This window comes from Propionivibrio dicarboxylicus, from assembly GCF_900099695.1.
GTDB classification, from domain to species: Bacteria; Pseudomonadota; Gammaproteobacteria; order Burkholderiales; family Rhodocyclaceae; genus Propionivibrio; species Propionivibrio dicarboxylicus.
The window spans coordinates 218,509-239,363 of the sequence record NZ_FNCY01000003.1 but is presented as its reverse complement, the minus strand read 5'-3'; the positions used below and the strand labels follow the sequence as shown (position 1 = coordinate 239,363).

Below are 20,855 nucleotides of genomic sequence, written 5' to 3'. Positions count from 1 at the left end.
CGCCGATCGTCCGGGGCTGGTCAAATGACGCGCCCTGCGCTTGAATGCAAGCTGTCAAGGAGGGTCTATGGAACGCAATCGGGGGTTTTCACTGATCGAGCTGATGGTGGTCGTCGTTATCATCGGGATTCTGGCGGCGATCGTCTATCCGAACTATTCGGACTACGTGTTGCGCGGCAAGCTGTCGGAGCCGCGGGCGAAACTGGCCGAAGTGCGCACGCGCCTTGAGCAGTACTATCAGGACCAGCGCACGTATCTCGGCGCTTGCGCCGCCGGCACGGTCGCGCCCTTGCCGAACGACGCGCAGTACTTCACCTATTCGTGTCCGACCTTGCTCGCCGACAGCTACGTCGTGCGCGCGGACGGCGTCACAGCCCAGGGTACCGGGGGGTTCCGCTTCGAGATCGACCAGGCCAATACCCGGTCGACGCCGACCGTACCGTCCGGTTGGACGAGCAGCGCCAGTTGCTGGGTGCGCGATAAAGGCGGGTCATGCTGATTCGCAGCGTGCGCGGGAGCGGCGGATTTACGCTCGTCGAATTGATGATCACCGTGGCGGTGATCGCGATTCTGGTCAGTGTCGGCATGCCGAGCTACAACGACTGGATTCTCAAGCTCGAAGTACGCAATGCCGCCGAGGCGGCGCTGCATGGCCTGCAACTGGCGCGATCGGAGGCGATCAAGCGCAACGCGACGGTGACGCTGACGCTGAACGGCGGCAACGGTTGGGCAATCACCGACGCGCTGGGTGCTGCGATCCAGTCGCGACCTAGCGGCGAGGGCTCGCGTTCGGCGTCGATTACGGTGACCCAGCCGGCATCGGCACTGCCGTATTCGATCGCCTTCAACGGGCTCGGGCGCATGGCGGCCGGGGCGCCGGGCGTTCCCGTCGTGCTCTCGGCGGTCGATAGCGTCGGCGTCGATTGCACCGGCAGCGGGCCGCGCAATTGTTTCCGTGTCGAGATCAGCGTCGGCGGCCTCATTCGGATGTGCGATCCGGCGCCGTCGATGTCAGGCACGCCGCAGGGGTGCTAGGAGCCTACGCATGTGGCAAAAAAAGAGCGAATCCGGATTCCTGCTGATCGAGGCGCTGATCGCCATCCTGATCTTCTCGCTGGGCATCCTCGGCCTGGTCGCGCTGCAGGCGGTGGTGATCAAGGAGACGACCGATGCGCAGTATCGCGTCGAGGCGTCGATGTTCACCAATCAGCTGATCGCCCAGATGTGGGCCGAGGACAAGACGAACCTGGCGACCAATTTTGCGTCGCCGAACGGTCCGCGTTACCTCGCCTGGCAGGCAGACGTCATCACCGCGGCCAACGGCGGCCTGCCGAATGCGGCCGCGCAACCGCCGACGGTGGTGTTTGGCGCCAACAACCAGGTGACGATCACGATCTTCTGGCAACTGCCCGGCGCCGCTGCCGGGACGCCATTCCACCAGCATGCGACGATCACTCAGTTGCAATAGCCCAGGGAGAATTCAGGTGAGGCGTCGTTTCCGCTTTGCACAACAGGGTGTTTCGCTCGTCGAGTTGATGGTCGGCGTCACCATCGGCCTGATCACGGCGCTGCTGATGGCCCAGTTCGCGCTGTTCTACGACGCCCAGAAGAAGGGCAATTCCGGCAGCGCCGAGGCGCAGAGCAGTGGCGCCATCGCCATGTATTCGCTCGAGACCGACATCCGCCTCGGCGGCTACGGTCTTGCCGCACTCGACGCCTTCTACTGCACCTTGCAGTCGAGCCGTTCCTTCAACGGCCGGCGTTATATGCCGGTGATGATCATTCCCGACGGCACGGCGGCGGGCGCCGCGACGAATCCGCTGGGCATTCCGCCGGGTGACGCTGGTTCCGACATCATCGCCGTGATGTACGGCAATACGATCGCCACGCCCGAGGGCGTGCCGATCAGTGGGGTCAGCGGGACGACCACGTATTCCTTTGGCAAGAACGTCACCGGCTTCAATCTCGGCGATTTCGTCCTTGTCGCCCAGGCCGGACAAAACTGCACCGTCGGGCAGATCACGGCCGTAGCAAATCCGTCGATCACAGTCGATCAGGCCTCGACCGGCGCGACCTATGCCGCCAATACGACGAATGTCTTCAACCTCGGCGCTGGTGGCATGGTCATGCGCGTCTATGCGATCCGTTCCGGCAACCTGACGGTCTGCGATTTCTGGACGACAAACTGTGCCGACGCCTCGCGCGTCAGCGACACCACCGTCTGGGTGCCGATCGCCAGCAACATCGTCGGCCTGCGCGCCCAGTACGGCTGGGATACGACGGCGACGCCCGACATGCATGTCGATGCCTACTGTCGCTCGCACCTGACCGTCGCCGCGCCGACCTGTCCGTCGCCCGATGCCGGTGCCACAGTGCCGTCGATCGCCTGCGACTGGACGCGGATCGCGACGCTGCGCGTGGCGCTCGTCTCGCGCAGCGCCGAGATCGCTCGCGACGGCGCCAATGTCAGTCCGGCAACGATCACCTTGTGGCCGTCGGTCGTTGCCAATGTCTCGGGCGTGCCGCTGACCGCCGGGCCGGTGTTCACGGTGCCGAGCCAGCGCTACCGCTACAAGGTGTTCGAGACCATCGTGCCGGTGCGCAACGTCGTCTGGCTGGGAGGGCAATCGGGATGCTGATCCGGTCCAATTCGCCGCGCCAGCGCGGCATGGCGCTGATCGTGACGCTGGTCATGCTGGTCATCATGACGCTTGGCGCGATCGCGATGATCCGCTCGCTCGACACGACGACGCTGGTTGCCGGCAATCTCAGTTTCCGCCAGAGCGCCACCTATTCGGGCGATGTCGGCGTTGAAACGGCGCTCAACTGGTTATCGACGGCGAACGTCCTGACCCTGACCTGCGGCGCGACCGGCAACGCGGTATCGACCTGTCCGGCCGGTTACAAGTCGAACGGTGGCAATGCCACCGACCAACCGGCTGCCGGGCAGACCTGGGAGCAGTTCTGGGCGGCGAGCCTCGCGGCCAACGCAGTGACGCTTGCCGAGGATGCGAGCGGTAACACGGTGTCGTATTTCATTCATCGCCTGTGTGCCGGCACGGCGGCGATGACCGGTGTCGGCGCCAACTGCATCGAGACACCGTCGGTGGCGAGTTCCGGCGGTTATGCCAAGCGAGCCGGCGCGACCCGCTTCCAGGCTTCGTCGCAGGTCTATTACCGAATCACCGTGCGCATTCAAGGCAAGAAGAACACGGTGAGTTTCGTGCAGGCGATCATCGCGCTCTAGCGTGGGTTGAGAGGAACGGAAATGCGTGAGAGCTGGATTTTTTCATGGGGACGCCGGCTGGCGGCGATCATCGTCACCCTGGCCGGCGTGGCGGCCTATGGCGCGTCCACCGATATCGCCACCTCGCCGATGGTGACCTCGGAAAACAACGCGACGGCAGTCAAGCCGAACCTGATGTTCATCCTCGACGATTCGGGCAGTATGAACTGGGACTTCCTGCCCGACTGGGCCAACGACTATTACTGCAAGAAGTCGGATGGCACGGTCAGTACCTCGAACTCCGGCTCTGCCTGCTGCCGCAACCGTTCCGGGTCGAGCGATGCCTGCATGTGGATGTCGGGATCGGCGACGACCTTCGGCACCATGCGCGGCGATGTGCCGTTCATGACGAGCGACTTCAACCGGATCTATTACAACCCGGCCATCCGCTATGTCCCGCCGGTCAATGCCGATGGCACCAGCAAGGATAGCCAGACCTCGGCCAATACCTCGGCCTGGACGTCCGTCAAGCTCGATGCTTATGGCATTCAGCACGCATCGACCAAGGTCGTCGATCTTGTTGCCGGCTATCCCGACGGCGAGTGGTGTACCGATACCAATTACACCAGCTGTTTCAGGAATACCTCGAACTACCTGCTGCCGAATTCGAGCTACGCGAGCTTCCATGCGATTTCAGGCAATGCCTATTACTACGTCATCGTTCCCGGCGAGTACTGCGATTCGGACAAGCAGACCAACTGCACGGTGGCCTCGGCGGCGACCGGTTCCTACACGGTGCCGGCCAAGCTGCGTTGGTGCAGCGACACGGCGCTGACGACCTGTCAGGCGCTGAAGAACGATACCTTTCAGTATCCGCGCTATCCGATGATCTTCAAGTCGGGCGATACGAGCAATTTCATCAGCTTTTCAGTCAGCGGCAGTTCGACGGCATCGAGCAACAAGGCGGCAACGGTAACCGGCATTACCGTTGCTACGGGGGCGGCGCTCCTGAGTACGGCGACGACCGCGTCGAACGACGTCGATACCGTGGCGCAGGCGATCATCAACAATCTCGCCAACGGTTATATGGCGACGGCGAAACGCTGTGCGACGAGCAGCGGCACGCGCACCTGCACCTTCCTGATCTATGCACCGTATGCGGCGACGGCGGCGAACGGGTCGGTGACGCCGGTCCAGAGCAACGGGTCCGGGACGACGACGATGACGATCGCCGGCAGCGGCAGTTTCAACGGCAAGAAGCCGGTGCCGGGCAGCTTCCAGCGTGTCGACATCGTATCGACGAACAACAGTTATCCGTATCCGGGTTCGTCGACGAAGGCCAGCGCGCGCTCCGACTGTGCCGGTTCGACCTGTACCTATGCCGAGGAAATGACCAATTTCGCCAACTGGTACACCTACTACCGGACGCGGATGCAGATGATGAAGTCGGCGACGAGCCTCGCGTTTCAGGGCGTTTCCGACAATTTCCGCGTCGGTTACCTGTCGATTGACGCGAATGCCAGCAATTCCTTCCTCAACGTCGCCACCTTCGACAGCGGCCAGAAGAGTTCCTGGTACGCCAAGCTGTTCGCCGCCGATCCGAGCAACGGCACGCCGCTGCGTTCGGCTTTGTCGACGGCGGGCCTGATCTATGGTGGCAGCCTGAACGGCGTCTCGCTCAATGGCTCGACGGTTGTCGATCCGGTCCAGTATTCATGCCAGAAGAATTTCACCATCCTGTCGACCGACGGTTACTGGAATACCGGCAACGACAGCGGTTGTTCGGGCCGGAACGGCCAGGGCTGCCGGCTCGACCGGACGACGGCGATCGGCAACAGCGACGGCGGCGCCGGGCGGCCGTATTCGGACGGCGCGACGGCGACGGTGACGGCGGTGACACCCTATACGACGGTCGTCCGGCAGCAGTCGGTGCAGAGCGCGACGCAGACGTCCACCTGGACGCGGACCGTCGTCACGCAGGGTGCCAGCTGTGCGATTTCGGTGCCGGCGGCGGCCGGCAGTTGCGCTCAGGACAACAGCAAGAACTCGGCTAACGCCACGCGCACCTGGTGCATGGAGGCGAATACCAGCAAGGGCACCAACTGTACGAGTGGCGCCGGCACCAGTCCGAAGGCCTATGCCTGTCGCGGCACCAGCAACTCGACCGCCACGCCGGGGGGGGTCGATCTCGGCTGTGTCACCGACGGCGCCGGCGTCGAATGGTGTCTCTATCCGAATAATTCGACGGCCGGGACGAGTTCGTGTAATGCGGTGTATTCGGGCAACTCGCTCTACGTCTGCCGGCGCGGGACGACGTCCAGCAACACCGGCACGACGGTGACGACGGCGACGCAGACCTATAACCAGGTCGCGGTCGGTTCGCTGGTGATCGTCACCGACCAGACCTCGACCTACAACAATACCGTGGTGACGATCAATGGTGTCGTCACCTCGAATACCAACAGCACGGCCGCGACCTCGACGGCGACGGTCAGCAACACCCTGTCGACGACGAGCGATACCGGCGCGCCGGGCGCTGGAACCAGCTGGACGACGGCCTCGTCGACCTCGACCTGCATGGCGACGCCGACCGCTGCCGGAACGTCATCGGCAGCGATCACGGCGACAAATACGACGACGAGCGGCACAGCGACGGTGACGACGCTGTCGACAACCGGACCGACCGCCGGGACGACGGCGACGACGGTGGCGACCTCGGGTGGCGTGTCCGACACGCTGGCCGACGTCGCGCACTACTACTACAACACCGACCTGCGCGTTGCCGGTTCGATGAACAACGGCGTCGACGTCGGTACCGGCGATTACGATTCGGCCAACGGCACTTATACCAACAACATTCAGCGCATGACGACCTACACGCTCGGACTCGGGATCGACGGCTACATGAAATTCCAGTCGAATTATTCGAGCGCGAGCAGCGGCGACTACCAGGACGTTGCCGCCGGTGCGACAGCCTCGTCGACGAGCTGCACCTGGCAGTCGTCGGGGACGACCTGCAACTGGCCGACACCGTCCAGCGATTCCCAGGCCAACGTCGATGACCTCTGGCATGCTGCGGTCAACGGGCGCGGCCAGTACTTCAGCGCCGGCGACCCGGCGGCGCTCGCGGCCGGACTGTCCGGCGCGCTGGCCAGCATTTCGGCCAAGCTTGGCGATGCCGCTGCCGCGACGACCAGCAACCCGAACATCACGACCGGCGACAATTTCCTGTTCAGCTCGGACTTCAAGACGAGCGAATGGACGAGCGAGTTGCAGCGCCTGCAGATCGACGTGGCAACCGGCAACATCATCACCTCGGGCACGCCGCCGACGCCGGTGATCGACTGGAACGCGCAGCCGCTGCTCGATACGAAGGTGACGGCGACGACCGACACGCGCACGATCTATACCTTCTCGACCGAGACGAGTACCTACCCGAGCCAGTTGAAACCCTTCGTCTGGGGCAACCTGACGACCGCCGAGCAGGCGTATTTCTCGTCGACGGCGATGGCCTCGCTGCCGCAGTTCTGCGCGACGACGACCTACACCATCGTCGGCGATCCGACCATTCGTAATTGTCTGTCATCGAGCGAGCAGGCCGACGCGGCCGGCGACAAGCTGATCCGCTTCCTGCGCGGGCAGACCGGCTACGAGGACCGCACCGACAATACCGCCGCCGCCCGGCCGATCTACTACCGTCTGCGCACGCACGCCTTGGGCGACATCGTGTCGTCCGAAGCGGTGTATGTGAAGCAGCCGCTGGCCAATTATTCCGACAGCGGTTTCAGTACCTTCAAGGCGTCACAGGCCAGCAATCCGGGCATGGTGTATGTCGCCGCCAATGACGGCATGCTGCACGCCGTCAACGCGACGACCGGGCAGGAGAGCTGGGCCTACCTGCCGAGCATGGTGCTGCCGAATCTCTACAAACTTGCGTCGATGAATTACAAGAACGATCACCGCTTCCTCCTCGACGGCACGCCGGTGGTCGACTATGCCTATTTCGGCGGCAGCTGGAAGACCTTGCTGATCGGCGGGCTCGCCGCCGGCGGCGCCGGCTTCTATGCGCTCGACATCACCGATCCGACGCAGCCGAAAGCGCTCTGGGAGTTCAAGCGGCGGACGACGTCCTGCGCCGCGACGCTCGCGGCGGCGGTCGGCGCCAGCGACGATTGCGACCTGGGTTACAGCTACGGCAACCCGGTCGTCACCAAGCTCGCCGATGGCACCTGGGCGGTACTCGTGACGTCGGGCTACAACAACACGACGCCGGGCGACGGCGGCGGTTATTTGTATGTCCTCAACCCGCAGACCGGCGCGATCATCCGCAAGATCGCCACGGGGGTCGGCAGCAATTCGGCGATTTCCGGTGTGTGTACGACGGCGCCGTGTCCGAGCGGGCTCGCCAAGATCGCTGCCTGGGTCGATTCGCCCGATACCGACAATACCGTCCGGCGCGTCTACGGCGGCGATCTCTTCGGCAATCTCTGGCGTTTCGACGTCAACGACACGATCAGTCCGTCGGGCTACGAAGCCTTGCGCCTGGCAGTGTTCTCCGGGCCGGCCGGGACGCTGCAGCCGGTGACCGAGCGTCCGGAGCTTGGCGACAGCAACGGCGTCGCGTTGGTGCTGGTCGGGACCGGTCGCTTCCTCGGCGACAGCGATCGCTCGGATGCGGCGCAGCAGAGTTCGCCGACCAACAACAAGCAGTCCTTCTATGCCGTCAAGGACCCGCTGACGGCGACCGGCTGGGGCGCGGTGCGCGGCGGTACGGCGACCTTCATCGCCCAGACGGTGACGATCGATAGCAACCAGAACCGTCTGGTCAGCCAGAACTCGGTGAACCTCGCCAGCGCCGCCGGTTGGTATCTCGACTTCCCCGACAACGGTGAACGCTCTTATACCGATCCGGCGCTGGTGCTCGGGACGCTGGTGTTTACGACCAACCAGCCGACCGGCACGGCCTGTTCCTCGGCCGGCCAGAGCTTCATCTATAACCTCGACTACCGTTCCGGGGCGCCGATTTCCGGGTTTGGCGGCGTCAAGATCGCCAACGCGCTGGCGACGCGGCCGGTCATCGTCCAGCTCGACGGCGGCGCCGTACGCAGTATTACCCGGCTCGGCGACACGACGACCGATGTGCGCGACGTCGGCATCGGCAGCGCGGCGACGGTGCCGCGACGCGTGTCCTGGCGACAGTTGATCGAATAGGCGGGCGGTCGTGCGTCAGAGCGAGCGTCAACCGCTGAGCGTGGCAGTGCTGGCGTCGCTGCTCGTGCATGCGCTCGCCCTGCTCGTCTGGCAGGGCTTGCCGCGCGGTGACGCTTTCGCCGGTTTCAGCCGTGCGGCGCCGCTGCCACTGGATGCGACGATTGCCATGGCGATGGCGAAAAACATGGGCTCGCCAGTCCGGAAGACGCCGCCTGCGCAAATCTCGACATCGACATCGCCGGTGCCGCTGACGGCGTCCGTGCCGTCGTCCGACGATGCCGATGCGCCCGCACCGGGAAGTGCTCTGCCGCCGGCAATGCGCGACGTGCCGGCCGGCGTCGTCGCGATCGATCCGACCTATTACCTGCACGCCGAAGTCGATGTGCCGCCGTATCCGCTGACCGAACTGTCGACGCTGGCTGCTTCGGCGTCGGGGGGGCAGGAAGCGCTGACGCCGGGGCGTCTCGTCGTCGAATTGTGGATTGACGACGTCGGCCGCGTCGGCCGCGTCGATGTGCTCGATACCGATCTGCCGGCGGTGCTGGTCGCCAGTCTTGAGGAAGCACTGTTGCGGCAGCCCTTCACGCCGGCAATCCGTCATGGGGCGAGCGTGCATGCGCGGCTCAAGGGCGAGTTGCAATACGCGCCGCCGCCACCGCGCGCACGGCTCAGGCGTTAGCCGCCAGCGGGGCGGGCGTCTTACCCGGCGTCGCCCTGCAGTTCTTTCGGCAAGGCGAAGGTGACGTTTTCCTCGGCGCCGATCAGCTGCTCGACGCCTGTGCTACCTTCGGCCGCGAGCGTCGTGATGACCTGCTGGACGAGCACTTCGGGGGCCGATGCCCCGGCCGTCACACCGATGCGTTTGACATCGGCCAGCCAGGCGCGGTCGATCTGTCTGGCATCGTCGATGAGGTGCGCATCGGTGCCGTTCAGCCGGGCGACTTCGCGCAGGCGGTTGGAGTTCGAACTGTTGCGCGAGCCGACGACGAGCACGAGGTCGGTGGTCTGGGCGAGCGCCTTGACGGCGTCCTGGCGATTCTGCGTCGCGTAGCAGATGTCGTCGCGCTTGGGGCCGACGATGGAAGGGAAACGGGTCTTGAGGGCGGCGATGACGCGCTCGGCGTCGTCGACGGAGAGCGTCGTCTGCGTCACGTAGGCCAGGCGGTCGGGCGTGGTGACGCTCAGCGCGGCGACCTCCTCGGCCGTTTCGACCAGATGCATGCGGCCGGTACTTTGCCCCATCGTGCCTTCGACCTCGGGGTGGCCCTTGTGGCCGATCATGACAATTTCGTAGTCGTCGCGGTGCAGGCGGGCGACCTGGTTGTGGACCTTGGTAACCAGCGGGCAGGTGGCGTCGAAAACGCGCAGGCCGCGCCGTTCGGCATCCTCGCGCACGCTCTTGGGCACACCGTGGGCGCTGAAAATGACGGTCTGGCCGGCCGGCACTTCGTCGAGTTCCTCGACGAAGATCGCACCCTTGGCGCGCAGGTTGTCGCAGACGAAACGGTTGTGCACGACTTCGTGGCGCACGTAGATCGGTGCGCCGAACTTCTCGATGGCGCGCTCGACGATGGCGATGGCGCGTTCGACGCCGGCGCAGAAGCCGCGGGGATTGGCAAGGATGACGTGCATGGGAAATCCGTGGGGAAGGTCGGGACGAGGCCTATTGGACCGCGTCGGCGTCGTCCGGTTTCCGGCGCCACTGATCCCAGACGAGCAGCACCGCGCCGAGCGTGATGGCCGAGTCGGCGACGTTGAAGGCCGGCCAGTAGTAGCCGGCGGCATGCCACTGGATGAAGTCGACGACGGCGCCGAAGCGGATGCGGTCGATGACGTTACCGATCGCGCCGCCGAGGACCAGCGCCAGCGCCAGCGACAGGCCCGTCTCACGGTGGTGACGGCGGAGCATGACGACGATCCAGGCCGAGACACCGAACGACAGGGCGGTGAAGAACCAGCGCTGCCAGCCGCCAGCATCGGAAAGGAAGCTGAAGGCGGCGCCGGGATTGAAGGTCAGCACCCAGTTCCAGAACGGCGCGACATAGCGCGTCTCGCCGAAATGCAGGGCGCCGAGGACGACCCATTTGCTCAACTGGTCGAGGGCGATGACGCCCCCGGCCAGGGCCAGCCAGGGACGGGCGTTACGCGCAGGCACGCGCTTCGCCCTCACCGTGCAGGTTGCTGACGCAGCGGCCGCAGAGATCCGGGTGTGCCGGGTTGGCGCCGACGTCCTCGCGCACATGCCAGCAGCGTTCGCACTTGGCGTGAGTGAGCGGCGCGCAGTCGACCTTTTCTTCGGCGCCGCGGACGAGCGTCGTCTTCGAGCAGATGAAGACGAAGCGCAGGTCGTCGCCGAGCGAGGCGAGTTGCGCATATTTCTCGCCGTCGGCCTGGAGCGTGACTTCAGCCTGCAGCGAGGAACCGATCTTCCCGGCGATGCGCAGTTCCTCAAGCGCGCGGGTGACCTCGGCGCGGGTGGCGCGGATCGCGTTCCATTTCTCGATCAGTGCCGCTTCGCCGTCGAGCGCCGGCAGCGCCTGCCAGGTGTGCAGCATGATCGAGTCGTCGGTCTTGCCGCTCATCGTCGCCCAGGCCTCTTCGGCGGTGAAGGAGAGGATCGGCGCCATCAGTTTGACGAGCGTCTGGGCGATGTGCCACAGCGCGCTCTGCGCCGAGCGGCGGGCGGCCGAGCCGGCGGCGGTGGTGTACAGCCGGTCCTTGAGGATATCGAGGTAGAAACCGCCGAGGTCTTCGGAGCAATAGGTCTGCAGCGCCTGGACGACGCGGTGGAATTCGTACTTGCCGTACTCGGTCTCGCATTGCGCCTGCAATTCACGCGTCATGGCCAGCGCGTAGCGGTCGATTTCGAGCCATTGCGCCGGCGGCAGCAGATCCTTCGTGGCATCGAAGTCGGAGGTGTTGGCGAGCAGGAAGCGCAGCGTGTTACGGATGCGGCGATAGGCCTCGACGACGCGCTTCAGGATTTCGTCGGAGATCGACAGTTCGCCCGAGTAGTCGGTGGCCGCCGTCCACAGGCGCAGGATGTCGGCGCCGAGCGTGTCCGAGACCTTCTGCGGGGCGATGACGTTGCCCATCGACTTCGACATCTTGCGGCCCTTGCCGTCGACGACGAAGCCGTGCGTTAGCAGCGCCTTGTAGGGGGCGCGGCCGTCAATGGCGCAGCCGGTCAGCAGCGAACTCTGGAACCAGCCGCGGTGCTGGTCGGAGCCTTCGAGGTAGAGGTCGGCGGGATAGGCGCAGGCGTCGACGTGCGAGCCGCGCATGACCGAGAGGTGGGTGACGCCGGAGTCGAACCAGACGTCGAGCGTGTCCTTCATCTTGCGGTACTGGTCGGCTTCGTCGCCGAGCAATTCCTTGGCGTCGAGCGAGAACCAGGCCTCGATGCCGGCCTGTTCGACGCGCAGCGCGACCTGTTCGATCAGCTCCGGCGTGCGCGGATGCAGCGCGCCGGTCTCCTTGTGCAGGAAGAAGGGAATCGGAACGCCCCAGTTGCGTTGGCGCGAGACGCACCAGTCGGGGCGCGTCTTCATCATCGCTTCGAGGCGGGCGCGGCCCCAGGCCGGGAAGAACTGCGTCTCGTCGACGGCGCGTTCGGCGATCCAGCGCAGCGTCGCGGCGTCTTCCTTGTCCTTGTGGTCCATGCCGATGAACCACTGCGTCGTGGCACGGAAGATGATCGGCGTCTTGTGCCGCCAGCAGTGCGGGTAGCTGTGCGTGATCTTCTCGGATTTGAGCAGCAGGCCACGGGCGTCGAGTTCCTGCAGCACCAGCGGGTTGGCTTCCCAGACGGTCTTGCCGGCGAGCGGTGAGACCGAGAGCGCCGGCGTGCTGGCGACGAAGCGGCCGTCGTTGTCGACCGGGTTGCTGACCGGCAGGCCATAGACCTTGCCGATCTGGTAGTCGTCGGCACCGTGGGCCGGCGCCGTATGGACGAGGCCCGTACCGGCTTCGAGCGTGACGTGCGTGCCGCAGATGATGCCGACATCGCGGTCCTGGAACGGGTGCTTGAGCAGCACGTGTTCGAGCGCGCGGCCGTTGGCCGAGCCGACGACCTGGCCTTCGAAGCCGTAGCGCTTGAGGCAGGCCTCGGCGAGTTCGCGCACGAGGATCAGCGCGCCCTTCGGCGTTTCGATCAGGTCGTAGATGAATTCGGGATGGGCGCTGACCGCCTCGTTGGCCGGCAGCGTCCAGGGCGTCGTCGTCCAGATGACGGCGAAGGCCGGGCCGCGCAGGTGCGTCAGGCCGAAGATCTTGGCGACTTTTTCGGCGTGGTTCGGATGCACTTCGAAGGCGACGTCGATGGCGTGCGAGCTCTTGTCCTCGTATTCGACCTCGGCCTCGGCCAGCGCCGAGCCGCAGTCGAGACACCAGTTGACCGGCTTCAGGCCCTGGTAGAGGTAACCCTTCTCAAGGATCTTGCCGAGCGCGCGGATTTCGTCGGCTTCGGTCTTGAAGGCCAGCGTCAGGTAGGGATTGTCCCATTCGCCGAGCACGCCGAGGCGGATGAAGTCCTTCTTCTGGCGATTGACCTGCTCGCCCGCGAAGGCGCGGCAGAGTTCGCGCACCTTGTCGCCAGGGATGTGCTTGCCATGCAGCTTCTCGATCTGGTGCTCGATCGGCAAGCCGTGGCAGTCCCAGCCGGGGACATAGGGCGCGTCGTAGCCGGCCAGCGTCTTCGAGCGGACGATGATGTCCTTGAGGATCTTGTTCACCGCGTGGCCGATGTGGATGTCGCCGTTGGCATAGGGCGGGCCGTCGTGCAGGACGAAGCGCGGACGGCCCTGAGCCGCTTTGCGGATCTTCTCGTAGAGCTGCTTGTCCTGCCAGTCCTTGACCCATTGCGGCTCGCGCTTGGCGAGGTCGCCGCGCATCGGGAACGACGTGTCGGTCAGATTCAGGGTGTTCTTGTAGTCAGCCATGGCGGTGTCTCGGTATCAGTGCGTGAAATACTGTCGTGCGGAAAGGAGGTCTTCGGAAATCTGGTGCTTCAGCGCATCGAGATCGGCGAATTTGCGCTCGTCGCGGATCTTGTGCAGGAAGCGGACGGAAAGATGGGCGCCATAGAGGTCGCGGTCGAGGTCGAAAAGATGGACTTCGAGCAGCGCCCGTGTCGTGTTGTCGACGCTCGGCCGGTAGCCGATGTTGGCGATGCCCCGGTGCGGGCCGTCGGGCAGGCCATCGACGCTGACGGCATAGACGCCGCCGAGCGCCGGCCGGCGGTGCTTGACGCGGATGTTGGCGGTCGGCACGCCGAGATGACGGCCAAGTTGCTGGCCGCGCACGACGCGTCCGTCGATGACATAAGGGCGGCCGAGAAAGCGGGCGGCGTCTTCCATGCGGCCGTCCGCCAGTGCGTGGCGCACGGCAGAACTCGACAGGCGCAGACCGTCCTGCTGGACGCCGCCAAGCGCTTCGACGGTGAATCCGTGACGGCGACCGAGCGTTTCGAGCAGCGCGAAGTCGCCGCGGCGACCGGCGCCGTAGCGGAAGTCGTCGCCGACGATCAGGTGGCCGACGCGCAGCGCGTCAACCAGCAGGCGCTCGACGAAGGCTTCGGCGTCCATACTTGCCAGCGCAGCGTTGAAACGGCCGATGCAGGCGAAGTCGATGCCTTCGGCGGCGATCAGTTCGAGCTTCTCGCGCAGGCTCGACAGGCGTGTCGGTGCCTTGTCGGGGGCGAAGAACTCGCGCGGGTGCGGTTCGAAGGTCAGCACCGCCGGCATCAGGCCGGTGGCAGCCGCGTGGTCCTTCAGTTTCCGCAGCAACGCGCGGTGGCCGAGGTGGACGCCATCGAAGTTGCCGATGGTGAGGACCGTCGGTGCCGGAGCCGGTCGGGAAAAGCCGCGGAAAACGAGCATCGGAGGGTTGTGGAAAAACGGAAAAAGCCTGAATTATAACGGGTTTGACGGGGCTTGGGCGGGCGCCCGGCGCACTGCCAGGGCGTGATGACAGACGGAACTGACTTATACTCCGGGCGGTCGATGGGCGGGGCCGGCGGTGGTTCAGCCGGATTTCCGGCGCTTTGTGCGCCGCCTTCATGGATTGGGTGAGGATGGGTCAGGCGAGTTGTTATCACTGCGGATTGCCGATTCCGGCCGGCGTCGACCTGTCGGTGACGATCGACGGCGAGGCACGGGCAGTCTGCTGCATCGGCTGTCAGGCGGTGGCGCAAGCGATCGTCGCCAACGGACTGGCCGACTATTATCGCCAACGTGACGCGCTGCCTGAATCGCCGCGCGAGGCGATGCCGCGGGTGCTCGACGACCTCAAGCTCTACGATCACGCCGATTTCCAGAAGAGTTTCGTGCGAGCCCTCGGCGAACACGAGCGCGAGGCGGCGCTGATCATCGAAGGCATCACCTGCGCCGCCTGCATCTGGCTCAACGAACGCCATCTGGCGGCGCTGCCCGGCGTCACCGGCGTCGACATCAACTACAGCACGCGGCGCGCCCGCGTGCGCTGGGACGAAACGCGCCTCCAGTTGTCCGATATCCTGGCCGCGATTGTCGCCATCGGCTATCGCGCCCATCCCTACGACGTTGCGCGGCAGGAGGCACTCGCCCACCGCGAGCGGCGTTCGGCCTTGTGGCGCCTGTTCGTCGCTGGCTTCGGCATGATGCAGGTGATGATGTACGCGGTACCGGCCTATCTCGCCGGCGAGGGCGAGATGAGTGCCGATATCGAAGCGCTGTTGCGCTGGGCGAGCCTGGTGCTGACGCTGCCGGTAATCCTCTATTCGGCGGCGCCCTTCTTCCGCGGCGCGCTGCGCGACCTGCGCCTGCGTCGCGTCGGCATGGACGTGCCGGTGGCACTCGGCGTCGGCGCCGCCTTCGCCGCCAGTCTGTGGGCGACGCTGTCGGGCAGCGGCGAGGTCTATTTCGACTCGGTGACGATGTTCATCTTTTTCCTGCTTGGCGGGCGGTATCTCGAAATGACCGCACGCCAGCGCGCGGTCAGCGTTACCGAAGCGCTGGCCCGCTTGCGCCCGGCTTTCGCCGCGCGCGTGCCGGGTTTTCCGGCGGTGCGCACGGTCGAGCGCGTCGTCGTCGATGACCTGGCGCCGCAGGACGTCGTACTGGTGCGCCCGGGCGAGACGATTCCCGCCGACGGTTGCGTGCTCGAAGGGACGAGCGGCGTCGATGAGTCGCTGCTGTCGGGCGAGAGCGCACCGGTGACCAAGGCGCCCGGCGATGCGCTGACCGGCGGCGCCGTCAATGTCGATAGTCCCTTGTATTTCCGTGTCGAACAGATCGGCGAGGCGACGCGGCTGTCGGCGATCCTGCGCCTGATGGAACGCGCGGCGATGGAAAAGCCGCAGCTCGTCGCGCTTGCCGACCGCATCGCCGGGCGTTTTCTTGAAGTGCTGCTCCTGTTGGCAGCGGCCGTTGCCGTGGCGTGGAGCTTTGTCGATCCGGCGCGCATGCTGTGGGTGACTGTCTCGGTGCTGGTCGTCACCTGCCCGTGCGCGCTCTCGCTGGCGACGCCAGTGGCGCTGACCATCGCCAGCGGCGCGCTGGCGCGCCTGGGGGTGCTGGCAACGCGTGGGCACGCGATCGAGACGCTGGCGCGGGCGACACATTTCGTTTTCGACAAGACCGGCACGCTGACCACTGGCGAGATGCGCCTGCTCGACACCTTGCCGCTCGGCGAACGCGATCGCGATGCGTGCATGGCGCTGGCGGCGAGCATCGAACAGGCGTCGGAACATCCGCTCGGGCGGGCGCTGCGCCAGGCGGCCGCCGGCATGCCGCTGGCGGACGTCAGCGAGGTCGCCGGCGTGCCGGGGGCCGGCATGTCGGCACGGATGGACGGGCGCGCCGTACGGATCGGGCGGCTTGCCTATGTCGGCGAAATCCACGGGCAAGCCTTGCCCGAGGCAGCGGCAGCGTTTGCACAGAGCGACGACACGGTGATCGCGCTTGGCGACGATACCGGCTGGCTGGCGCTTTTCCGGCTCGGCGACGCGGTGCGTCCCGAAGCGGCGGCGATGTTGGCCGCCTTGCGCGCCGATGGGCGCGAGCTCGTGCTTCTGAGTGGCGATTCGGCGCGCGTGGCTCGCCGCGTTGCCGATGCTCTTGGCATTGCGACCGTGATTGCCGAGGCTTCGCCGCAGGACAAGCACGCCTATGTAAGTGGCCTGCAAGCCGACGGGGCGGTCGTGGCGATGGTCGGCGATGGTGTCAACGATGCGCCGGTGCTGGCGCTGGCCCAGGTGTCGGTGGCCATGGGCAGCGGCTCGCAGCTGGCGCGGACGCAGGCCGACCTCGTCCTGCTCTCGGACCGGCTGACGGCGGTGGCGCAGGCCTACCGGCTGGCACGCCGCGGTCTCGCGATCATCCGCCAAAATCTTGTCTGGGCCTTCGTCTATAACATCGTCGCGTTGCCGCTGGCGATGGCTGGTTGGGTGACGCCGTGGCTGGCCGGAATCGGCATGTCCGGCAGTTCTTTGCTCGTCGTATTGAACTCATTGCGCTTGCAGCGGTCGGAGCGTCACGAAAAGCCATGGAAATCCTCTATCTCCTGATTCCGCTCTCGGTCGTCCTCGTCTTCATCATCGGGGCGGCCTTCTGGTGGTCGCTGCGCAGCGGTCAGTACGACGACCTCGAAGGGCCCGGTTACCGCGTCCTGCGCGATGACGATGGCGTCAGGAAGTGAGGTCGGGGCCGGCCGCGTGAATCTCCGCGTTCGCGAAAGCCTTTGGGCTGACGTGGGTATTTCAATGGCAGGTTTGAAATTGACATAGATCAATTGCTAGGGAAGCGTGAGTGTTCCAGGCGTTTTGTTGCGCTATTGGCACATCTAAGGGGTTACAGGATTTGTGTGATGCAGGTTTTGAATTGATGCATGTCAATCCTTGTGGTCAAATACCACTTGTGCGCGAAGGGTTGTTCGTCGGCCTGCGGGCCACGAAAGTCCTTGTGAATTGCTTGACGATGCAGGGTCGGGACTATAGTGTGCATCTGAACATGCCATGCACGCGTGTTAAAGTGAATGGCATAAACCGTTTCATTTGAAAGCGAGGTGGGTCCATGTCGGAAATCCAGTCTGCCTATAACTACAAGGTGGTTCGGCAATTCACCGTGATGTCCGTGATCTGGGGCATCGTCGGCATGCTGGTCGGGGTGATCATCGCCGCCCAGCTGGTCTGGCCGGAACTGAATATCGGCTTCCTGCATTTCGGGCGATTGCGGCCGCTGCATACCAATGCGGTGATCTTCGCCTTCGGCGGCTGCGCCCTGATGGGTAGTTCCTTCTACGTCGTCCAGCGCACCTGTCATACCCGGCTGTTCTGCGACAAGCTGGCGTCCTTCGTCTTCTGGGGCTGGCAGGTCGTGATCCTGCTGGCGGCGATCACGCTGCCGCTCGGCATGACGTCCGGCAAGGAATACGCCGAACTCGAATGGCCGATCGACATCCTCATCGCCGTCGTCTGGGTGGCCTATGCCGTCGTCTTCTTCGGCACGATCTGGAAGCGGACGGTCACGCACATCTACGTCGCCAACTGGTTCTACGGTGGCTTCATCCTCGCCGTGGCGCTGCTGCATATCGTCAATAGCGCGGCGATCCCGGTGTCGCTGACCAAGTCCTACTCGGCTTATGCCGGTGTGCAGGACGCGATGATCCAGTGGTGGTACGGTCACAATGCCGTCGGCTTCTTCCTGACCGCCGGCTTCCTCGGCATGATGTACTACTTCGTGCCGAAACAGGCCGACCGCCCGATTTATTCGTACCGCCTGTCGGTGGTGCACTTCTGGGCGCTGATCTTCACCTACATGTGGGCGGGTCCGCACCATCTGCACTACACGGCGCTGCCGGACTGGACCCAGTCGGTTGGCATGATCTTCTCGCTGATCCTGCTGGCGCCGTCCTGGGGCGGCATGATCAACGGCATCATGACCTTGTCGGGCGCCTGGCACAAACTGCGCGACGACCCGGTGCTCAAGTTCCTGATTACCTCGCTGTCGTTCTACGGCATGTCGACCTTCGAAGGCCCGATGATGTCGATCAAGACGGTCAATGCGCTCTCGCACTACACCGACTGGACCATCGGTCACGTGCACTCCGGCGCGCTCGGCTGGGTCGCCATGGTGTCGATCGGCACGATCTACTATTTGCTGCCGCGTCTGTTCGGCAAACCCGAAATGCATAGCGTCAAGTTGATCACGGTGCATTTCTGGGTGTCGACGGTCGGTATCGTGCTCTACATCGCTTCGATGTGGATTGCCGGCGTCATGCAGGGAATGATGTGGCGCGAGGTCAATGCCGACGGCACGCTCGCCTACAGCTTCGTGGAATCGGTCAAGGTCTCGTATCCGTTCTGGGGCATCCGCCTGATGGGCGGCGTGCTGTTCCTGACCGGTATGCTGATCATGGCCTACAACATGTTCAAGACGATGGCGGGCGGCCTGACCGAAGATGCGCCGGTGCTTTTGCCGGCCGGTCATCACGCCTAACGGGGAGGACAGGACAAAATGAAATTGACGCATGATTCGATCGAACGCAACATCGGCCTCCTGATCGTGCTGACCGTGCTGGTGGTCAGCGTCGGCGGGCTGCTGGAAATCGTTCCGCTGTTCTTCCAGAAATCGACGACGACGCCGGTCGACGGCCTCAAGCCGTATGACGCGGTGCGCCTCACCGGTCGCGACGTCTATATCCGCGAAGGCTGCTACCTCTGCCATTCGCAGATGGTGCGTCCGTTCCGCGCCGAGACCGAGCGCTACGGCCATTATTCGGTCGCCGGCGAATTCGTCTATGACCATCCCTTCCAGTGGGGTTCGAAGCGTACCGGTCCGGATCTCGCCCGCGTCGGCGGACGTTACTCGGATGAATGGCATCGTGCCCACCTGATCAATCCGCGCGACGTCGTGCCGGAGTCGAACATGCCCTCGTTCAGTTGGCTCGCCAAGACGCCGGCCGACGCGGCCAGCGCACCCGACAAGATGCGCGCGCTGCGCAAGGTCGGCGTGCCTTATACCGACGAACAGATCGCCGGCGCCGCCAAGGAAGTCGAGGGCAAGACCGAACTCGACGCGCTCGTGGCGTACCTGCAGGGGCTGGGGGTCGAACTCAAGGGTGTGAAGTGATCGCCATGGATATCAACGAACTGCGATCCATCGTCACGGTCGTTTCCTTCGCGACCTTTCTGGGCATCGTGTGGTGGGCGTACGGGGTACGCAAGAACCGGCAGCGCTTCGAGGAAGCGGCCCAACTCCCCTTCGCCGACATCGAAGCTGAAATGGCCGAGCGCGGCCTGGCTTCGCGCAACGAACAAAGGAAAACATCATGAGCGATTTTGTCAATGAGTTCTGGAACTGGTATGTCATTCTGATCGTGCTGGTCAGCGTCGTTGCCTGCGGTGTCTTCCTCTGGTTCCAGAGCATCCACCACAGCAGCAGCGAGCAGACCACCGACACGACCGGGCATGTCTGGGACGAGACGCTGCAGGAATACAACAACCCGCTGCCGCGCTGGTGGATGTGGCTGTTCTACCTGACCGTCTTCTTCGCGCTGGCGTATGTTTCACTCTATCCGGCGCTTGGGCGCTTCCCCGGCATCTGGGGCTGGACCTCGACCGGCGCGCACAAGATGGAAGTCGAGAAAGCCGAAGCGCAGCTCAAGCCGCTCTTCGACAAGTATCTGAAGCTCGACCTTGCCTCCGTGGCCGCCGACAAGGAAGCCATGGAAATGGGCGGGCGCCTGTTCCAGACCTACTGCATCCAGTGCCACGGCGCGACCGGTCAGGGCTCCCGCGACAAGGGTTTCCCGAACCTCACCGACAAGGACTGGCAGTGGGGCGGCGCGCCCGAACAGATCGTCGAGACGATCAGCAATGGCCGCACCGGCATGATGCCGCCCTACGGCGGCAACCCCGACGCGGTCGGCGGCGAGGCCGGCGCCAAGGAGCTTGCCAATTACGTGCGCTCGCTGTCGGGGCTCAAGCACGATGCGGATCTCGCGACCAAGGGCGAGACGCGCTTCAAGGCCGTCTGCTTCGCCTGTCACGGCATGGACGGCAAGGGCCAGCAAGCGCTCGGCGCGCCCAACCTGACCGACAAGACCTGGCTCTACGGCAGTTCCGAAGCCAAGATCATCGAAACGATCACGGCGGGTCGGACCAACCAGATGCCGGCGTGGAAGGAATTTCTTGGCGAAGGCAAGGTCCACCTGTTGGCCGCCTATGTGTTCAACCTGAGTTCGGGCGGCGAGAAACGCTGAACGGTCGCGACAATGGCATATACGGGGCAGCGAATGCCCCGTTTTTTCTCCTGCAAGCCTCAATTGCGCCAAATAGTAGCGTAAAGTGATATTCCAACTTTGGCGGACTGCATCGACATGAATACGGACGGAAAACCCTCCGGTCAGGCCACAGGGGCCGGGGGGCTCTACGAAAAGC

General features: G+C 64.6%; 17 protein-coding genes. 13 read left to right on the top strand and 4 right to left on the bottom strand.

The genetic code is table 11. The features are described from left to right. Nucleotides 1-67 precede the first annotated feature (67 nt). Genes BLR25_RS06145 through BLR25_RS06115 form a run of 7 tightly spaced genes read left to right on the top strand, consistent with a single transcriptional unit; the run spans nt 68 to nt 9,116 of the window. Entirely contained in the window at nt 68-499 is a 432-nt protein-coding gene (locus BLR25_RS06145; protein ID WP_091935343.1) for a type IV pilin protein, read from the top strand. Then, nucleotides 493-1,035: a GspH/FimT family pseudopilin gene (locus BLR25_RS06140; RefSeq protein WP_091935339.1), complete on the top strand. Its 543-nt coding sequence runs from the start codon at nt 493-495 to the stop codon at nt 1,033-1,035. The genes BLR25_RS06145 and BLR25_RS06140 overlap by 7 nt, the downstream gene beginning before the upstream one ends. A gap of 10 nt (nt 1,036-1,045) precedes the next feature. Next, nucleotides 1,046-1,468, top strand: coding sequence for a prepilin-type N-terminal cleavage/methylation domain-containing protein (locus BLR25_RS06135; RefSeq protein ID WP_091935335.1), 423 nt, complete (start codon nt 1,046-1,048; stop codon nt 1,466-1,468). Between the two features lie 16 nt (nt 1,469-1,484). Continuing rightward, nucleotides 1,485-2,639 carry a PilW family protein gene (locus BLR25_RS06130; RefSeq protein ID WP_176785767.1) on the top strand — a complete coding sequence of 385 codons (1,155 nt, stop codon included), beginning with the start codon at nt 1,485-1,487 and terminating at the stop codon, nt 2,637-2,639. Further along, nucleotides 2,633-3,247, top strand: a complete 615-nt coding sequence (locus BLR25_RS06125; protein ID WP_091935328.1) for a pilus assembly PilX family protein — start codon at nt 2,633-2,635, stop codon at nt 3,245-3,247. Before BLR25_RS06130 ends, BLR25_RS06125 begins: the two co-directional genes overlap by 7 nt. A gap of 21 nt (nt 3,248-3,268) precedes the next feature. Beyond that, complete coding sequence (locus tag BLR25_RS06120) at nt 3,269-8,437, top strand: PilC/PilY family type IV pilus protein (protein WP_091935326.1); 5,169 nt, start codon at nt 3,269-3,271, stop codon at nt 8,435-8,437. 10 nt (nt 8,438-8,447) lie between these two features. Beyond that, nucleotides 8,448-9,116: an energy transducer TonB gene (locus tag BLR25_RS06115; RefSeq protein WP_091935323.1), complete on the top strand. Its 669-nt coding sequence runs from the start codon at nt 8,448-8,450 to the stop codon at nt 9,114-9,116. A gap of 20 nt (nt 9,117-9,136) precedes the next feature. Here BLR25_RS06115 and ispH read toward each other — a convergent pair whose 3' ends face one another. Genes ispH through BLR25_RS06095 form a run of 4 tightly spaced genes read right to left on the bottom strand, consistent with a single transcriptional unit; the run spans nt 9,137 to nt 14,316 of the window. Beyond that, nucleotides 9,137-10,069: a 4-hydroxy-3-methylbut-2-enyl diphosphate reductase gene (gene ispH, locus BLR25_RS06110; protein WP_091935321.1), complete on the bottom strand. Its 933-nt coding sequence runs from the start codon at nt 10,067-10,069 to the stop codon at nt 9,137-9,139. A gap of 31 nt (nt 10,070-10,100) precedes the next feature. Further along, a complete protein-coding gene (lspA, locus tag BLR25_RS06105; protein ID WP_245715484.1) occupies nt 10,101-10,592 on the bottom strand; it encodes a signal peptidase II in 492 nt (163 codons plus the stop codon). Then, the gene (ileS, locus tag BLR25_RS06100) at nt 10,579-13,377 is read right to left on the bottom strand and encodes an isoleucine--tRNA ligase (RefSeq protein WP_091935319.1); all 2,799 of its coding nucleotides are present in this window, start codon (nt 13,375-13,377) and stop codon (nt 10,579-10,581) included. Before ileS ends, lspA begins: the two co-directional genes overlap by 14 nt. A gap of 15 nt (nt 13,378-13,392) precedes the next feature. Then, a complete protein-coding gene (locus BLR25_RS06095; protein WP_091935317.1) occupies nt 13,393-14,316 on the bottom strand; it encodes a bifunctional riboflavin kinase/FAD synthetase in 924 nt (307 codons plus the stop codon). A gap of 194 nt (nt 14,317-14,510) precedes the next feature. Here BLR25_RS06095 and BLR25_RS06090 point away from each other — a divergent pair, with 194 nt between their 5' ends. From BLR25_RS06090 to ccoP, 6 genes are all read left to right on the top strand, one after another. Continuing rightward, nucleotides 14,511-16,982 carry a heavy metal translocating P-type ATPase gene (locus BLR25_RS06090; RefSeq protein WP_091935314.1) on the top strand — a complete coding sequence of 824 codons (2,472 nt, stop codon included), beginning with the start codon at nt 14,511-14,513 and terminating at the stop codon, nt 16,980-16,982. Then, the gene (ccoS, locus tag BLR25_RS06085; RefSeq protein WP_091935312.1) at nt 16,961-17,113 is read left to right on the top strand and encodes a cbb3-type cytochrome oxidase assembly protein CcoS; all 153 of its coding nucleotides are present in this window, start codon (nt 16,961-16,963) and stop codon (nt 17,111-17,113) included. Before BLR25_RS06090 ends, ccoS begins: the two co-directional genes overlap by 22 nt. A 374-nt stretch (nt 17,114-17,487) precedes the next feature. Next, a complete protein-coding gene (gene ccoN, locus BLR25_RS06080; protein WP_091935310.1) occupies nt 17,488-18,912 on the top strand; it encodes a cytochrome-c oxidase, cbb3-type subunit I in 1,425 nt (474 codons plus the stop codon). A gap of 18 nt (nt 18,913-18,930) precedes the next feature. After that, on the top strand, nt 18,931-19,545 hold the full coding sequence (ccoO, locus tag BLR25_RS06075) for a cytochrome-c oxidase, cbb3-type subunit II (protein ID WP_091935303.1): 615 nt from the start codon (nt 18,931-18,933) through the stop codon (nt 19,543-19,545). A 5-nt stretch (nt 19,546-19,550) separates the two neighbouring features. Beyond that, a complete protein-coding gene (locus BLR25_RS06070; protein ID WP_091935301.1) occupies nt 19,551-19,748 on the top strand; it encodes a cbb3-type cytochrome oxidase subunit 3 in 198 nt (65 codons plus the stop codon). Continuing rightward, nucleotides 19,745-20,677, top strand: a complete 933-nt coding sequence (gene ccoP / locus BLR25_RS06065) for a cytochrome-c oxidase, cbb3-type subunit III (RefSeq protein ID WP_091935298.1) — start codon at nt 19,745-19,747, stop codon at nt 20,675-20,677. Before BLR25_RS06070 ends, ccoP begins: the two co-directional genes overlap by 4 nt. Nucleotides 20,678-20,855 lie beyond the last annotated feature (178 nt).

Excerpts from the sequence above, each read along its gene's own strand:
- BLR25_RS06145 (WP_091935343.1), top strand. The coding sequence starts at position 68 with ATGGAACGCAATCGGGGGTTTTCACTGATCGAGCTGATGGTGGTCGTC.
- BLR25_RS06140 (WP_091935339.1), top strand. The coding sequence starts at position 493 with ATGCTGATTCGCAGCGTGCGCGGGAGCGGCGGATTTACGCTCGTCGAA.
- BLR25_RS06135 (WP_091935335.1), top strand. The coding sequence starts at position 1,046 with ATGTGGCAAAAAAAGAGCGAATCCGGATTCCTGCTGATCGAGGCGCTG.
- BLR25_RS06125 (WP_091935328.1), top strand. The coding sequence starts at position 2,633 with ATGCTGATCCGGTCCAATTCGCCGCGCCAGCGCGGCATGGCGCTGATC.
- BLR25_RS06120 (WP_091935326.1), top strand. The coding sequence starts at position 3,269 with ATGCGTGAGAGCTGGATTTTTTCATGGGGACGCCGGCTGGCGGCGATC.
- ispH (WP_091935321.1), bottom strand. The coding sequence starts at position 10,069 with ATGCACGTCATCCTTGCCAATCCCCGCGGCTTCTGCGCCGGCGTCGAA.
- ileS (WP_091935319.1), bottom strand. The coding sequence starts at position 13,377 with ATGGCTGACTACAAGAACACCCTGAATCTGACCGACACGTCGTTCCCG.
- BLR25_RS06095 (WP_091935317.1), bottom strand. The coding sequence starts at position 14,316 with ATGCTCGTTTTCCGCGGCTTTTCCCGACCGGCTCCGGCACCGACGGTC.
- BLR25_RS06090 (WP_091935314.1), top strand. The coding sequence starts at position 14,511 with ATGGGTCAGGCGAGTTGTTATCACTGCGGATTGCCGATTCCGGCCGGC.
- ccoS (WP_091935312.1), top strand. The coding sequence starts at position 16,961 with ATGGAAATCCTCTATCTCCTGATTCCGCTCTCGGTCGTCCTCGTCTTC.
- ccoN (WP_091935310.1), top strand. The coding sequence starts at position 17,488 with ATGTCGGAAATCCAGTCTGCCTATAACTACAAGGTGGTTCGGCAATTC.
- ccoO (WP_091935303.1), top strand. The coding sequence starts at position 18,931 with ATGAAATTGACGCATGATTCGATCGAACGCAACATCGGCCTCCTGATC.
- BLR25_RS06070 (WP_091935301.1), top strand. The coding sequence starts at position 19,551 with ATGGATATCAACGAACTGCGATCCATCGTCACGGTCGTTTCCTTCGCG.
- ccoP (WP_091935298.1), top strand. The coding sequence starts at position 19,745 with ATGAGCGATTTTGTCAATGAGTTCTGGAACTGGTATGTCATTCTGATC.